Raw genomic sequence first — 13,612 nt, 5'->3', positions numbered from 1 at the left:
GCTCCAGACAATCGAATCTGGATACCCATGAATCACACATCAAACCAAAAATGAATCCTGAATGTCGATTAGACCTAGAACCATCGGCAGCCAACCGGCAACTGCCGGAGCGGGCGTCTGGGCGGGAATATTCGCCTAAGCGTTCGCCATCGCTGATGAAAGCGTCGCCCGAAACAGTTCCGTGACTTTTCCGAAGCCCTGGGAAGTGCCGTGTATTTCGTCGATCCAGTCCGTGACATCGGGCATCGCGCCCCGGCAATCGACCACCCATATGCCGGTCTGCACCGAGTTTCCGGCAAGCCCGTTCAGCATTGCGTAGAGCCGGTCGATCAGTTCTTTCACAATGCCTCGCCTGAGATCGAGTTGGGCCTGCGTGGAGGTCGGGAAATTCCGATCATCCAGGGGCTCGCCCAGCCATTCGTTCTTCTTTGCGTGGATCGGGTTACGCGGATCGTTGGGACCCCACGGCGCCGGGAACGGATAGTCATAGCCGTGAAAGATAATCGGCAACCGCTGCAGCCCGGGCTCGGCGCGAACGTCGGCAATCACCTTCGAATAGGCGGCCTGCAGAGCGGCCATACGTTGGGCCAGGACTATCTCGTTGATATGGCCCGCAATATCATTTGTGTCGCCGTTGAAGTCGTTGAGAATGTCAAACAGCGCGGATTTCTTGGTCACCGGATCTTCGCCGATTATATCATTGCCGGCCGCGGAAAAAAGGAAGGCCTTAACATGCTGCGCCTGCGCGCGCAGATTGGTGAGATATTCCGTTTGCGTCGGTGAAAGATTGCCGTGAACCATGTTCTGCGCCGTATCGCCGGCCGCGCCGAGCGACAGGATGGCGTATTGTTCATTCAGATAGTCGATGATTTCCCTGACCAGAATCGGAAACTGGAACCAACTGTCACCCTCGGAGACCAGAACCGGTTTATCGCGCGAAAAGATCCGGTCCATGGTGAAGGCGAATTTACGGGCGGCACGCTCCGTGTCATTGCCGATCTGCATGGCGTTTTCGAGCTGGGCTTCTTCCTCGGTCATGGTGACCAGATCCGGATTGGGAACCACGCGGAAATCAAAACCGCCCTCACCGCGTACAACAGTTGAATACGCCCTGAATTTCTCCCGGTTATTCAGATCTCCTGAAAGTTTCACATACTCTGCGTAAGTAATCGGCTCCATTTAAACATCTCCAAAAACTTTTGTGGTGAAACAAATGCTTCGGTAGTATTATAGTATATTCACTCAACCAGTTCGAGAAAAACAATGGCAATCACTCCGGAAGATCTCGGCCTGTCCGACATTCGCCCAAGCCTTACGCGGATTCACGCCATCGCGTCGAAATTCCGCAAGGCAAAACAAATGATTGCCAAGGGAAGGGGGCGCGAGGCCGATAGCAGCGAGCGCCGTGTAAAGGCTGAGCTCAGGCAAATGGAAATGGAACGGCTTGAAGCCGAGCAGGAGCCGTTTCTGATTGTCACGCCCGGCTTTGGCCAGGAGGCCCATATCGGCGAGCGCAACAACATTCTGTCAGGCGAGTTCCTGGAGATCGGTATCCTGGCTGCCCGGGCAGTATGCAAGATCACCCGAGGCGCCGAGGTCGGCACCGGATTTCTGGTTGGTGAGGGCGTGGTGATTACCAACCACCACGTCATCGCATCCCCCGAAGAAGCAGCCGGCGCTGTTTTCGAGTTTCTGTTTGACGACAACACCATCGGCACGCCGCGCAACGCGGTTGCATATGTCGCGGAACCGGAGCGCTTTTTCCTGTCAAACGAAAATCTCGATTTTTGCTTCGTGGCATTGCGGGAGGCGGATGGGTTTCCGCCGCTGAGTTCATTCGGCTGGCTGCCGCTGTTGCGGGACGAAGGCAAGATCCTCATCGGCGATCCGGTAAACATCATCCAGCATCCTCGAGGGCAGCAGAAGCGCGTCGTCGTGCATGACAGCACATTCGTCATGGTCGACGATGAATCGGATGCCGATGCGTTTTGCTGGTATTCCGGCGATACCGACAAGGGCAGTTCCGGCGCGCCGGTAATGAACTCCCGCTGGGAAATCGTGGCGCTTCATCACAAGGCGATTCCGGCCACTGACAAGAACGGTCATGTGCTTGACGTCAACGGAAAGACCATTGCGGAGGGCCGCGCCAACGATCCGGATGTCAGGATAAAGTGGATCGCTAACGAGGGTGTACGGGCATCACGCCTTGTCGCGCAACTTCATGCCGCTGATCTTCCGGCAACGCAGGGTGCGGTGCGTTCAGGCATACTGGCGCTTTGGAACAATCCTATGGCCACCCTCCTGGCGCGCCAGGCATCATTTCAAGGAATGCAGGCAGGATAGATTGCAAAATCGTAGGGTGGGAAAACACGCTGGACAAAGGCGCTGCAGCATATCTACCCGTCTTCCAGCAATGGCCGCAGGCGGTTTTCCAGAAGCATGTCCCAGCCCTCTTCGTGCCGGTCCCGCAGCGTATCCTCGCCGTCCCGCCAGCCGGAGTGAACAAGATCGCAACGCGTTTGCTGCGCGAGCTCGATCAGTTCGATTTCAAGCAGTGTCTCGGTAAAGGGCTCGTCGATCACCCAGGTATAGGCAAGCCGGGCGCGGCCCTTTTCCGGCGGCTGCAGCTCGGTGATCTCGCAGCGCACCGGTGCGCCCGAGCCGATACCGGGCGGACAATCCATGGTGAAGGCATGACCAAGCTGTGCAACAAAGGTGTTGGGCATCAGCCATTGCGCGATCTTGTCGCTCTCTGTGAGATATGCCCAGACATCGTCGATCAGCGCTGCGATGGTGATACTGCGGTGGATATGCGTCATCAGGCCTCCCGTTTTCTTGCCTTAATGTCGGCCTCCACCGTCTGTTTGAGGTTCTCCAGGCGCTGGTCCCAGAAGCGGCCGTATTTCCGCACCCAATCATACACCTCGCGCAGCGGCGCGGCGTTGAGCCTGTGCACCCGGGTGCGGCCCACATTGGTGATCGTAACCAGACCGTTTTCCTCCAGGATGCGCAGATGCTTGGCGACCGCCGGGCGGGAAATGTCGAACCGGCTTGCCAGTTCTCCCGCCGTTTGTTCTCCCTGTGCTAGGCAATCGATGAGCGCCCGCCGCCGGTCATCGGCAATGACGGAATAAATGTTTTGCAGGCGATAGGTCATCGGCATCCCGATCCGCGCGTTCCAGATATCGGTATATCTAGAGTGCATTGACCAGGATGAACACAACGCAAATCAGCATCGAGATCGCCGTCAGCAGCGCACCCGCCCCGCGCGCCAGCTTGTTTTCATCCTTCGCAGCGATACCGAAGGGATGGACGATGCGGCCGACCAGCAAGGTCCCGCCGATGACGTTGAGCAGCAGGAAGGACGCGCCGAAGGCCTCGACGATGCCCATGAGGATCAGCCCCATCGGTGCGTTCTCGGTGAAATTGCCGTGCCTGCGAACCCACTCGGCAAGCTGGATGTTCTCACCATGCAGCATGGGAATATCGGACTGCGCTCTCAGCATGCTGACGCGAACGCTCAAGACGATCATCACGATCGCCAGCAGGCTGGCATAGATTCCGGTAATTTCTAAAGGCATGGATTGTTTCTCGTTTCGATGGGCTGCGTTGTTCTTACGGTGCGAGATTGCGGCGAAAACCGTCCCAGTAGAGCGTGTTCCAGTGCGTGTTGACGATGGAACTCAACGGCCCGACCTCCTCCGTCTCGTCGGGATTGGGAATGCGCACCTTGAAATCGGGCACATTGACATGCACGAGCTCGATCTGGGCACCACGCAGCGTATCCCTGAATGTCAGGACCAGTGTCGAATCGGGCGCCCCGCGCCCCTCGATGGTCATATCTGCCGGATCGATCGCCGATACCCAGCCGAAGTTCCACCAGGCCATGGTGATCGAATGCACGCCGTCGGCACTGGAGACGTCCAGGACACGGGCTTTCAGCGCGCACATGTCGGGTTGGAAACAGAAGGCATCGAGTGTCCCGCCGGCCTGTGCCCTGTCGCTTTCGGCGCCATCGGCGGTGCGGTAGCTGGCGGGCAGGCCGGTCACCGTCCTGTGGCCTTTGCTGGTCGCGTAAAGCTCGTAAAGCACATCCGCGCTGGCGCCTGGAAAGTGAATCGTCTGGCTAAGGGTCGCAGCCCCGGCATTGTGGCCGAGCATCAACAGCCTGGTTATCGCGATTGCGGTTCTGAACATGGTCGGTCTCCGAAGGCAAAAAACTGTCAGACCGATATTAATGTAATCTACAAGTTACATGTCAAGCGCTTTTTGCCGGCGATTGTCGGCGGGCGGGCCGGAAAACATGCGAATTGATACATGTCTGTCACACAAGAACCCTATGAAAAATCGGCGACTTAGTTGTATTTTTGATATTGAAGTTATAGTCTTCGCGGGTCTGGGCGGCGAATCGGGGATTATTGCGTAGAGGACGGGGACCTGGATGAGTAGCAGCGCCGCGCGCGCCTTTTATGGCCAAAGCAGATCAGGGGGCGAGACGCGCCCCAAGCTTCACAGCACATTGACCGGAGTAAGCGCCTTCGAGGCACCGGCGACCGGAGAGCGCTTTGTCGTTGTGCGCGAGAGTGAATTCAATGCCATGCACGAGGCCCTTGTTCTGGCCGAATCGATGGCGGCGCAATCGATTTTCGAGGCGACGGTCGAACCCGCCACGCACGAAGTCGTGCGCAGCAGGGGCCACAACGGCAGCGCCGTTTCACAGGCGCGCGAAATTCGCCGCATCAGCCTGCATCAGCTTGCCGCCCGCACCGGTCTCGACGAGACCTATATCGCAGGCATTGAGGACGGCTCCAGGCGGCCGACGCTGACGGCGATCTGCAAGATCGCCAAGGTCCTCAACGTGACCGTCGACGAACTGGTTGCGGACTGACGGAAACCGGCGTCCCGACAAGTGAAACGCGTCAAGGACATGGTCGCCGAAGCCAATGGGATCGTGGACTGCCTCACCGCGGAGGAAGCCCTTGCCTTGCACGGGAATACCGATGTCCTGTTCGTTGACTTGCGCGATGTGCGCGAACTGCAGCGCGAGGGCATGATTCCGGGCGCCTTTCACTGCCCCCGTGGCATGCTGGAATTCTGGATCGATCCCGAAAGCCCCTATGCCAGGCAAGAATTCGCATCCGGCCGCCGCTACGTGTTCTACTGCGCATCGGGGTGGCGGTCCGCGCTTTCAGCCAGAACAGCCGTGGATATGGGACTTGCCGAAGTGAGTCATATCGAATCCGGGTTCACCGGATGAAAAAAGGCTGGCGGTCCGGTTGAAGAAAAACTGAAATAACGCTTCTGCGTGTACTTTGAGATTTGCTCGCGCTGGGGAGCAAACACTTGGCACCGCTGATGAAATTCTGAATTAACTGCGGTTTAACGATAGTTGTTAAAACTTATGGTGCCGAAATGTCCGGGTGCCAAACCTAGAATTGCATGATGCGCGATTTCGGACAGCCCATGGGCATGCGGAAGACAGACTCCGACTAAAAGCGCTTCATCATGTTAATATCACGCAAGCTGCCGCTTGCAGCCGCACTGTTGACGATCGTCGCCATCGGCGCATCGAGTGTCGCTGCACTTGTCATAAGCTCCAATACGCTGGAGCGGAAAGCCTTCGAAAAGCTGGAAGCTGTGGCCGATGGCCGCCGAAACCAGGTCGAGACATATCTGAAAACCGTTGAGAAGGATCTGAGGACACTCGTCGCCGACCCGGAGGTCGGCAACGCGTTCAGCGCCTTCAAATTCGGCTGGCGTTACATGGAAGGCGATGCCGTCACCGAGCTGCAGAAACGCTACATTGACGACAACCCGCATCCGGCCGGCCAGAAACACCTGCTCGATACGGCCGATGTGGACGGATATGACAGCATTCACAAGAAGTATCACGACAAGCTGCGCCAGACGGTCCTCGACAACGGCTACTACGATCTGTTCCTCATCGATGAGGAGGGCAATGTCGTCTATACCGTCTTCAAGGAACGCGATTTCGCGACCAACCTGATGACCGGCGAGTGGAAAGACACCGATCTGGCCAATGTCTATCGGGAGGTCATGGAGGCCGGAGCGGACGGTCAGCTCGTACTCAAGGACTTCCGCCCCTATGGACCGTCCAACGGCGCACCGGCCGCCTTTATCGGCATGCCGTTCGTCATCGGCAAGGATGTTGCCGGTGTCGTTGTGCTGCAGATGCCCAACGACATCATTGCCGAGATCATGAACAACACCACCGGCCTCGGTGAGACCGGCGAGACGATCCTCATCCGCAATGACGGTTTCCTCATCTCCGATTCCGCCAAGACGGAGGAGAACGAGTCGCTCGTCATGCAGCTCGACACACCCCTGATCGGCGAGGCAACACGTGACAGGATCGTGACCGGACACGTAACAGGCTATCGCGGCTTTGTGGGTGACGTGGCCTTTGCACAGGTGGATTTCGGCGGTTCCGGCTGGGTGGTCGGGGCCATCATCGACCAATCCGAAGCATTGGCCGGTGTCACGTCGCTGCGCAATATCGTGCTTCTGATCGCGCTGGCCCTGCTTGCTGCGGCCATGGCGGCGGCCATTTTGTTCTCGCGTTCGATCACACGGCCCATCTCGGATGTCGTCAGGAACATGTCCGAGCTCGCCAGGGGCAATACGGACCTTGAACTGAAGGGCGAGGCCCGCAAGGACGAGATCGGCGAGATGGTGCGTTCCGTCGCTGTCTTCCGCGACGCCGCGATCGAAAAGGAAAACCTCGAACGCGAGGCAGAGGAAAACCGTTCGCTCAGCGACCGCGAACGCGCCGAGCGCGAGGCCGCCAAGGCCGAGGAAGCCCGCCAGATGCAGGAGGCGGTCGAAGCGCTCGCCGGCGGCCTGACGCGGCTGTCCGAGGGCGATTTGACGGTCAGCATCGATACGCCGTTCATGGAGGCGCTCGAACGCTTGCGGGTCGACTTCAACGCCTCGATCGAAAAGCTGAACGGAACGCTGTGCGGCATTCGTGAAAGCACCGGATCGATCGATAACAACTCCATGGAAATGCGCTCGGCAGCCGACGATCTTTCGCGGCGCACGGAGCAGCAGGCCGCCTCGCTCGAGGAATCGTCCGCCGCCCTGGAGGAGATCACGTCGGCGGTGAAGGGAACGACCGAACGGGCCGGCGAAGCGGCACAGATGGCCGAGGCCGCCCAGACGGACGCCGAAAAGTCCAGCGCCATTGTCTCCGAGGCCGTCTCGGCAATGGAGGGGATCGAATCCGCCTCCGCCGAGATCTCCAACATCATCAACGTGATCGACGAGATCGCCTTCCAGACCAACCTGCTGGCGCTCAATGCCGGCGTCGAGGCGGCGCGGGCGGGTGAAGCCGGAAAAGGCTTCGCCGTCGTCGCCCAGGAGGTCCGTGAGCTTGCGCAACGGGCCGCGACGGCTGCCCAGGAGATCAAGGAGCTGATCACCAAATCGGGCGAACAGGTCGGCAATGGCGTCAAGATGGTCAAGGCGACCGGCGACGCCCTCACCCAGATCTCCGAACATGTCACCAACGTCAACAACGCCATCGGCGCCATCGCAACGGCGGCCAACGAGCAGTTGACGGGCATCCAGGAGGTCAATGCGGCCGTCACCCAGATGGACCAGATGACCCAGCAGAATGCGGCCATGGTCGAGGAAACGACCGCGGTCACGCACCAGCTGGCCCAGGATGTCACCGGCCTGTCCGGCCGGATCGGCGAGTTCCTGCTGTGTGGCGATGCTCCGGCAGCATCGGTGAAAGAGGCCGACGAGACCTCTGAACACGTACCTTCGCCGGCCAGGAAGATGGTCAAGGCCGTCAGCAGCGCGCTCGGCTTCGAAGGCAACGCCGCCAAAACGGCCGATGAAGACCAAAACTGGGACGAGTTCTAGTAACGGATCATCCGCGTGTACGCGCCCTCTCCGGTGACAAAACCGGAGAGGGCGCTTTTTCTTGAACCGGCGCGCCGGTTGGGCATGTCGTGTCCGCAAGTGCAAGCACTGCTATTTCCTGCGGTTCGGCAATGCCTTCGAGCGTATCCGTCCTGATTTCGGCAACAAGATCGCCCTGATAGCCCTTCTCAAGCGCCTCGCGATAGGTATGCGCGGAGGCGATCATGCGCGAACCCAGAACCTTGTTGTGTTTCTCCAGCTTGGCGGAATGATTGACGGCGGATCCGATGACCGTGATTTCCAGCCGGTTTTCCTGTCCGACCGCTCCGAACGCGACCGGACCGGATGCGACACCGATGCCGATATCGCCGATCGCTTTGAGCGCCGGCTCTTCGACCGGCCAGCGGCCCGCATCGCGCAGGATCAGCTCGGCCGCCTCGATGGCACGCCGCGAGGCTGCCGCACGGTCGCCATCGAAACTGAAGGTCGCCATGATTCCGTCGCCCATGAATTTGTCGATCACGCCGCCGCATTGCTGGACAATCGGCACGACCCGGCTGTGATAGCGCGACAGGGCCTGCATGACGTCCGAGGCGTTCATGGTCGCGGCCATGCGTGTGAAGCCGCGAATGTCGACGAAAAGGATTGCCGCTTCCCTGTTCTCTCCCTTGCCGGCTTCGAGCCGGTCGGCACTCTGACGGATGCCGCTGGCGATGCTGGTGTCGAAAAAGCGCGACAGATCGCTGGCGGCCTGTTCTTCCGTTACCGCGCTGACGAGCAGGTTCTTGGACGCGTTGACCACCAGGGTCAGGACCCCGGTCACGAACAGGATCGAAAGGATCTTGTCGACCTCGGCGCCGATGAGGATCGAATTCGATGTCAGATATTCCACATAGGATCGGGTCAGCATGTTGTCGCCGGAATCGATCCGCGTCACATAGACGATCATCGCGGCCCAGCCGACCGCCGCGACGATACCCGACGCGATCACGAAACGCGCCTCGAAACGAAGCGCGCGAATGGCGATGAAGATGAAGACATAGAGCAGCGTCGGCGCCTTCAGGATGAAGGACGCCGGCTGCATGTACTGGATGTGGAAACTGATCATCAGGCTGAAAAGCAGCCCGAAATCGAACAGGATCGAGCAATAGACCGACCAGTGCGGCAGCTTCTGGCGGATGGACCAGATCAGGCCGATCACGCTGACGAAGAGATAGGCCCCAAGCACATAGGGAACCGGTGAAAATGCTTCGTCGGGGCTGGTCTTCGGGCTGATGAAATAGATCACCGAGAACAGCAGCACGATCATCAGCTGGATGAGGCGCGCCATGATCTCGTTGGCGCGTTCGCGTTCGTCCAGCGCCACGCGAACCCGTTCGGGCAGATTATCGAGCCGCGTACCGCGTCGAAACTGTCTCGTGACCAAATCAAATGCAGCCAATGCGAATCTCCACCGGAGCGGCGCCAATGTGTCAAAGAAGACACACTATTAAGAAAAGCCAAGTAAATAATAACAGTTACGGAACAGGCAATGAATCAACTCACTTGAACCAAGCGTGATCGCTGGTTGATACTTGGTCGATTGTACGCACGGATGTGAATGATGAAAATAAATGATTACGAAAATCAGCCGCTTGAAGAGTGGCAGCCAGGTGTGACAACGCGCATGCGGTGTTCGCTTCTGACCGGCTGCAGGCAATTGTGCATTTTCGATCAATGGTGCATTCCCGGCATGGGAGCACCGACCCATGTCCATGCTGTCGAGAAAGTGATCAGCGTGGTCGAGGGCACCGCCGAGATCTGGGTCGGCGAGGAAACCGAAACCATATCGGCCGGAAAGTCCGTCGTCGTTCCTGCCGGCACGAGGCATGGTTTCACCAATTGCGGGACCGGCACGCTTCATCTCCAACTGGCACTCGCCGCGCCGATCTATGAGGCGACCTTCGAAAACGACGCCGAACTCGCCTGGCGCTGGGCGCCGCGTTAACCGATCCGGACCGGTCTCAAAGTGCGCAAAAGACGGAGTTGCGATGCACAAACCGTCGGATCGATGCGCCTCGTGCTGACTTGAACTTCCGCAGCCACCGCTTATCTCAGGACAATGGATCAGAGGAACGATCAGGCATCATCGCAACGCCCGGCGCGCGACGACAATAAAAGCCGACCAAACAAATACTATTCCGGCCCCGTCTCCGATCATTTCGACGGCACAGTGTTCTTCAATCCCGGCGGGACACCGCCGAACGGGTTGCGCGATCTTCTCAAATGGCAGTTCGGCGAGCGCCGCAGCCGCTGGCCGGCCCGCTTCGAAAGCCCTTATTCCGATGCGGCTCCGGATGCGCGCATCGAGGGTGATGACCTGCGGATAACCATGGTGGGCCATGCGACCATGCTGATCCAGGTCGCGGGGCTGAACATCCTGACCGACCCCGTCTGGTCGCAGCGTGTATCGCCCTTTTCCTTCGTTGGACCGAAGCGCGTCAACGCGCCGGGTATCGCCTTCGACCGTCTGCCCGATATCGACCTCGTGCTGCTGACGCACAATCACTACGACCATCTCGATATCGAGACCCTGAAACGCCTGCAGAAGCACCACAAACCACTGGTCATCACTCCGCTGGGCAATGACAGCATTGTCGGGGAGGCAGTGCCGGCGATGCAGGTCAAGACCGGCGACTGGGGCGACCGTTTCGATCTTGCCGGCGGCGTGCGGGTCCATATCGAGCCCTGCCATCACTGGTCGGCGCGCGGCAGCCGCGACCGGCGCATGGCGCTCTGGGGCGCCTTCGTCGTCGAAACCCCCGCCGGGCGCATCTATCACATCGGCGATACCGGCTACCATGACGGCACCAACTACCATGCGGCATTCCGGAAATATGGCGGCTTCCGCCTGGCCATCCTGCCAATCGGCGCGTTCGAGCCGCGCTGGTTCATGAAGGACCATCATCAGAACCCGCACGAGGCGGTCGAAGGCTTCGAGATCTGCGCAGCCGACCACGCGGTCGGGCACCACTGGGGAACCTTTCCGCTCACCAATGAGCCGATCGACGAGCCGCTCGCGGCGCTGAAGGAAGCGCTACGCAGGAAGGGCATCGATCACGCGCGCTTCCGGCCCCTTCGGCCGGGCGAGAGCTGGGACGTGCCGGCCACGGCTGAAGCGGCCGTAAGCGCCGGTAAAAACGCCGCATCTGGTAATTTATAGGAAGTTCGGCCATATACGCTTCTTGAGAAGGAAGGCCGATGGCTGAAATGGTTCCATTTGCGAAGATGAACGGGCTGGGAAACCAGATCCTCGTGGTCGATATGCGCGGCCGCGAGGATGTGGTAACGCCTGCGGCCGCCGTCGCGCTGGCGGCCGATCCCCGCACCGCCTTCGACCAAATCATGGCGGTCCACGATCCGCGCGTGCACAACACCGACAACTATATCGACATCCTCAATTCCGATGGCTCGAAGGCGAAGGCTTGCGGCAATGGAACCCGCTGCGTTGTCCAGGCGCTGAGCGCCGAGACAGGCAAGAAGGTGTTCACCTTCCAGACGGTGGCCGGCATCCTCATTGCCCGAGAGAACGACGATGAAACGATCACCGTCGACATGGGCAAGCCCGAGTTCCACTGGGAAAAGATCCCCCTCGGCGAGGAGTTTCGCGACACCCGCATGATCGAGCTGCAGGTCGGTCCCATCGACGCGCCGGTGCTGCACTCGCCCTCGGCGGTCGCCATCGGCAATCCCCATGCCGTTTTCTGGGTCGACGACGATGTCTGGTCCTACGATCTCGACCGTTTCGGCCCGCTTTTGGAGAACCATCCGGTCTTTCCGGAGCGCGCCAACATCTCAATTGCCCGTATCCGTTCGGAAACGGAGCTTGATCTGCGCACCTGGGAGCGCGCCGCCGGACTGACGCAGGCCTGTGGCTCGGCAGCGTGTGCGGCGGCCGTGTCTGCCGCCCGCACCAGGCGTACGGAGCGCCGTGTGACGGTCAATGTTCCGGGCGGTCCGCTGCTGATCGACTGGAGTGAGGAGACCGGGCACGTCACCATGACCGGTCCCGCCGAATGGGAGTTCTCGGGCACGCTCGATCCGCAAACGGGCGCCTGGCAGCCCGATGCGGATGGCGGCACACCGGAAAGGGAGAACGTCTCATGAGCGGCGTCGACCTGATCACTTTCGGCTGCCGGCTGAACACCTATGAATCGGAGGTCATGCGGCGCGAGGCCGGCAAGGCCGGGCTCAACAATGCCGTCATCGTCAATACCTGCGCGGTGACCGGCGAAGCGGTACGCCAGGCCAAGCAGGCGATCCGCCGCGCCCGGCGCGACAATCCGCATGCCCGCATCATCGTCACCGGTTGCGCCGCGCAGACCGAAGCCGGCACCTTCGCCGCGATGGACGAGGTCGACGCGGTGCTCGGCAACGAGGAAAAGCTGACGAGCGAGAGCTACCGCAAGCTTCCGGATTTTGGCGTCTCGGCGGAGGAAAAGATTCGCGTCAACGACATCATGAGCGTGAAAAACACCGCGCCGCAGATGGTCGACGCCATCGAGGGCCGCGCCCGCGCCTTCGTCCAGGTGCAGAACGGCTGCGATCACCGCTGCACCTTCTGCATCATTCCCTATGGCCGCGGCAATTCCCGTTCCGTGCCCATGGGCGCGGTGGTCGAGCAGGTCCGGAGGCTTGTCGGCAATGGCTACCGTGAAGTGGTCATCACCGGCGTCGACGCCACCAGCTATGGCGCCGACCTGCCCGGAACGCCGACATTGGGGCTGCTTGCCAGGACCATTCTGAATCAGGTGCCTGATCTGGAGCGCCTGCGCCTGTCGTCGATCGATTCCATCGAAGCCGATGAACACCTCATGCAGCTCATCGCCGACGAACAGCGCTTCATGCCCTATCTGCACCTGTCGCTGCAGCATGGCGACGACATGATCCTGAAGCGCATGAAGCGCCGCCACCTGCGCGACGAGGCGGTGGCTTTTTGCGACGAGGTGCGCGGCTTGCGCCCCGGAATTGCGCTCGGCGCAGACCTGATCGCCGGTTTCCCGACCGAAACCGACGCCATGTTCGAAAACGCCCTGTCACTTGTAGATGAGTGCGGCCTTGCCTTTTTGCATGTGTTTCCGTTTTCGCCGCGCGAGGGAACCCCGGCAGCGCGCATGCCGCAGCTTGACCGCGGCCTCATCAAGACACGCGCCGCCGAATTGCGAAAAAAAGGCAACGCGGCCCACAGGATGCATCTCGAAGCCATGGTCGGCACTGACCAGAAAATACTGGTGGAACGTGAAGGCCTTGGCAGGACAGAAAACTTCACCCTCGTCAGTCTTGACGGCGGCAAGCCCGGTGTGATCGTACCGGCAATCATTTCAGGCCATGACGGTGACCGGCTGATTGCCGGCAGTGCAGACAAAAAAACGGCGCCGCAGGCGGCCTGACAAACAAGGACAAAAGCGGCACATGGCACTGGGCTTCATCAAGCGGGTCTTTTCCTTCGGCAAAAAGAAGACCATCGAAACGCCTGCGGAACCCGAGACCGCGGAAGCACTGGAGGAAGTCGCACCGCCGGTTGAGGCACCGTCCGAACCTGAACAAACGGTCGAGCAGGTTGCCCCACAAGCCATTGAAAAAACAGCAGAGCCGGTCGCGATAGCGCCTGAGCCTGAGCCTGAGCCTGAGCCTGAGCCTGAGCCTGAGCCTGAGCCTGAGCCTGAGCCTGAGCCTGAGCCTG

The 13,612-nt window shown here is 59.9% G+C and carries 14 protein-coding genes and 1 pseudogene; 9 read left to right on the top strand and 6 right to left on the bottom strand.

The genetic code is table 11. The features are described from left to right. Positions 1-135 precede the first annotated feature (135 nt). Positions 136-1,179, bottom strand: a complete 1,044-nt coding sequence (locus OOZ53_RS25970) for a hypothetical protein (protein ID WP_271092708.1) — start codon at positions 1,177-1,179, stop codon at positions 136-138. Between the two features lie 84 nt (positions 1,180-1,263). On the opposite strand from OOZ53_RS25970, the gene OOZ53_RS25965 reads away from it, so the two are divergent. Then, positions 1,264-2,343, top strand: a complete 1,080-nt coding sequence (locus tag OOZ53_RS25965; protein ID WP_271092707.1) for a trypsin-like serine peptidase — start codon at positions 1,264-1,266, stop codon at positions 2,341-2,343. A 53-nt stretch (positions 2,344-2,396) separates the two neighbouring features. Here OOZ53_RS25965 and OOZ53_RS25960 read toward each other — a convergent pair whose 3' ends face one another. The 4 genes from OOZ53_RS25960 to OOZ53_RS25945 are packed head-to-tail and all read right to left on the bottom strand — an operon-like array spanning position 2,397 to position 4,197. After that, on the bottom strand, positions 2,397-2,819 hold the full coding sequence (locus tag OOZ53_RS25960) for an SRPBCC family protein (protein WP_271092706.1): 423 nt from the start codon (positions 2,817-2,819) through the stop codon (positions 2,397-2,399). Beyond that, on the bottom strand, positions 2,819-3,157 hold the full coding sequence (locus OOZ53_RS25955; RefSeq protein ID WP_271092705.1) for an ArsR/SmtB family transcription factor: 339 nt from the start codon (positions 3,155-3,157) through the stop codon (positions 2,819-2,821). Before OOZ53_RS25955 ends, OOZ53_RS25960 begins: the two co-directional genes overlap by 1 nt. A 37-nt stretch (positions 3,158-3,194) precedes the next feature. Continuing rightward, the gene (locus OOZ53_RS25950; protein ID WP_271092704.1) at positions 3,195-3,581 is read right to left on the bottom strand and encodes an MAPEG family protein; all 387 of its coding nucleotides are present in this window, start codon (positions 3,579-3,581) and stop codon (positions 3,195-3,197) included. Between the two features lie 34 nt (positions 3,582-3,615). Beyond that, the gene (locus OOZ53_RS25945) at positions 3,616-4,197 is read right to left on the bottom strand and encodes a hypothetical protein (RefSeq protein WP_271092703.1); all 582 of its coding nucleotides are present in this window, start codon (positions 4,195-4,197) and stop codon (positions 3,616-3,618) included. 244 nt (positions 4,198-4,441) lie between these two features. On the opposite strand from OOZ53_RS25945, the gene OOZ53_RS25940 reads away from it, so the two are divergent. The 3 genes from OOZ53_RS25940 (at position 4,442) to OOZ53_RS25930 (ending at position 7,890) form a co-directional block, all read left to right on the top strand. Further along, entirely contained in the window at positions 4,442-4,888 is a 447-nt protein-coding gene (locus OOZ53_RS25940) for a helix-turn-helix domain-containing protein (protein WP_271092701.1), read from the top strand. 39 nt (positions 4,889-4,927) lie between these two features. Then, on the top strand, positions 4,928-5,257 hold the full coding sequence (locus OOZ53_RS25935; RefSeq protein ID WP_271092709.1) for a rhodanese-like domain-containing protein: 330 nt from the start codon (positions 4,928-4,930) through the stop codon (positions 5,255-5,257). Between the two features lie 248 nt (positions 5,258-5,505). Next, positions 5,506-7,890: a methyl-accepting chemotaxis protein gene (locus OOZ53_RS25930; protein WP_271092700.1), complete on the top strand. Its 2,385-nt coding sequence runs from the start codon at positions 5,506-5,508 to the stop codon at positions 7,888-7,890. Positions 7,891-7,897: 7 nt separating this feature from the next. Here OOZ53_RS25930 and OOZ53_RS25925 read toward each other — a convergent pair whose 3' ends face one another. Further along, the gene (locus OOZ53_RS25925) at positions 7,898-9,331 is read right to left on the bottom strand and encodes an adenylate/guanylate cyclase domain-containing protein (protein ID WP_271092699.1); all 1,434 of its coding nucleotides are present in this window, start codon (positions 9,329-9,331) and stop codon (positions 7,898-7,900) included. A gap of 162 nt (positions 9,332-9,493) precedes the next feature. Between OOZ53_RS25925 and OOZ53_RS25920 the strand changes: the two genes are divergently transcribed. The 5 genes and pseudogenes from OOZ53_RS25920 to OOZ53_RS25900 all read left to right on the top strand — a co-directional run. Then, on the top strand, positions 9,494-9,877 hold the full coding sequence (locus OOZ53_RS25920; protein WP_271092698.1) for a cupin domain-containing protein: 384 nt from the start codon (positions 9,494-9,496) through the stop codon (positions 9,875-9,877). A gap of 114 nt (positions 9,878-9,991) precedes the next feature. Continuing rightward, a complete protein-coding gene (locus tag OOZ53_RS25915; protein WP_271092697.1) occupies positions 9,992-11,092 on the top strand; it encodes an MBL fold metallo-hydrolase in 1,101 nt (366 codons plus the stop codon). Between the two features lie 38 nt (positions 11,093-11,130). Continuing rightward, positions 11,131-12,036, top strand: coding sequence for a diaminopimelate epimerase (gene dapF / locus OOZ53_RS25910; protein WP_271092696.1), 906 nt, complete (start codon positions 11,131-11,133; stop codon positions 12,034-12,036). After that, on the top strand, positions 12,033-13,319 hold the full coding sequence (mtaB, locus tag OOZ53_RS25905) for a tRNA (N(6)-L-threonylcarbamoyladenosine(37)-C(2))-methylthiotransferase MtaB (RefSeq protein WP_271092695.1): 1,287 nt from the start codon (positions 12,033-12,035) through the stop codon (positions 13,317-13,319). The genes dapF and mtaB overlap by 4 nt, the downstream gene beginning before the upstream one ends. Positions 13,320-13,341: 22 nt before the next feature. Beyond that, positions 13,342-13,612, top strand: a pseudogene (locus OOZ53_RS25900) (signal recognition particle-docking protein FtsY); the annotation flags it as partial.

It is taken from the genome of Allohoeflea poritis, from assembly GCF_027889715.1.
In the GTDB taxonomy this organism is placed as follows: domain Bacteria; phylum Pseudomonadota; class Alphaproteobacteria; order Rhizobiales; family Rhizobiaceae; genus Hoeflea_A; species Hoeflea_A poritis.
This window is presented reverse-complemented; position numbering and strand designations above follow the sequence as displayed.

Bases quoted from the DNA above. Each gene is read 5' to 3' on its own strand.
- OOZ53_RS25970 (WP_271092708.1), bottom strand. From the start codon at position 1,179: ATGGAGCCGATTACTTACGCAGAGTATGTGAAACTTTCAGGAGATCTG.
- OOZ53_RS25965 (WP_271092707.1), top strand. From the start codon at position 1,264: ATGGCAATCACTCCGGAAGATCTCGGCCTGTCCGACATTCGCCCAAGC.
- OOZ53_RS25960 (WP_271092706.1), bottom strand. From the start codon at position 2,819: ATGACGCATATCCACCGCAGTATCACCATCGCAGCGCTGATCGACGAT.
- OOZ53_RS25955 (WP_271092705.1), bottom strand. From the start codon at position 3,157: ATGACCTATCGCCTGCAAAACATTTATTCCGTCATTGCCGATGACCGG.
- OOZ53_RS25950 (WP_271092704.1), bottom strand. From the start codon at position 3,581: ATGCCTTTAGAAATTACCGGAATCTATGCCAGCCTGCTGGCGATCGTG.
- OOZ53_RS25945 (WP_271092703.1), bottom strand. From the start codon at position 4,197: ATGTTCAGAACCGCAATCGCGATAACCAGGCTGTTGATGCTCGGCCAC.
- OOZ53_RS25940 (WP_271092701.1), top strand. From the start codon at position 4,442: ATGAGTAGCAGCGCCGCGCGCGCCTTTTATGGCCAAAGCAGATCAGGG.
- OOZ53_RS25935 (WP_271092709.1), top strand. From the start codon at position 4,928: ATGGTCGCCGAAGCCAATGGGATCGTGGACTGCCTCACCGCGGAGGAA.
- OOZ53_RS25930 (WP_271092700.1), top strand. From the start codon at position 5,506: ATGTTAATATCACGCAAGCTGCCGCTTGCAGCCGCACTGTTGACGATC.
- OOZ53_RS25920 (WP_271092698.1), top strand. From the start codon at position 9,494: ATGAAAATAAATGATTACGAAAATCAGCCGCTTGAAGAGTGGCAGCCA.
- OOZ53_RS25915 (WP_271092697.1), top strand. From the start codon at position 9,992: ATGGATCAGAGGAACGATCAGGCATCATCGCAACGCCCGGCGCGCGAC.
- dapF (WP_271092696.1), top strand. From the start codon at position 11,131: ATGGCTGAAATGGTTCCATTTGCGAAGATGAACGGGCTGGGAAACCAG.
- mtaB (WP_271092695.1), top strand. From the start codon at position 12,033: ATGAGCGGCGTCGACCTGATCACTTTCGGCTGCCGGCTGAACACCTAT.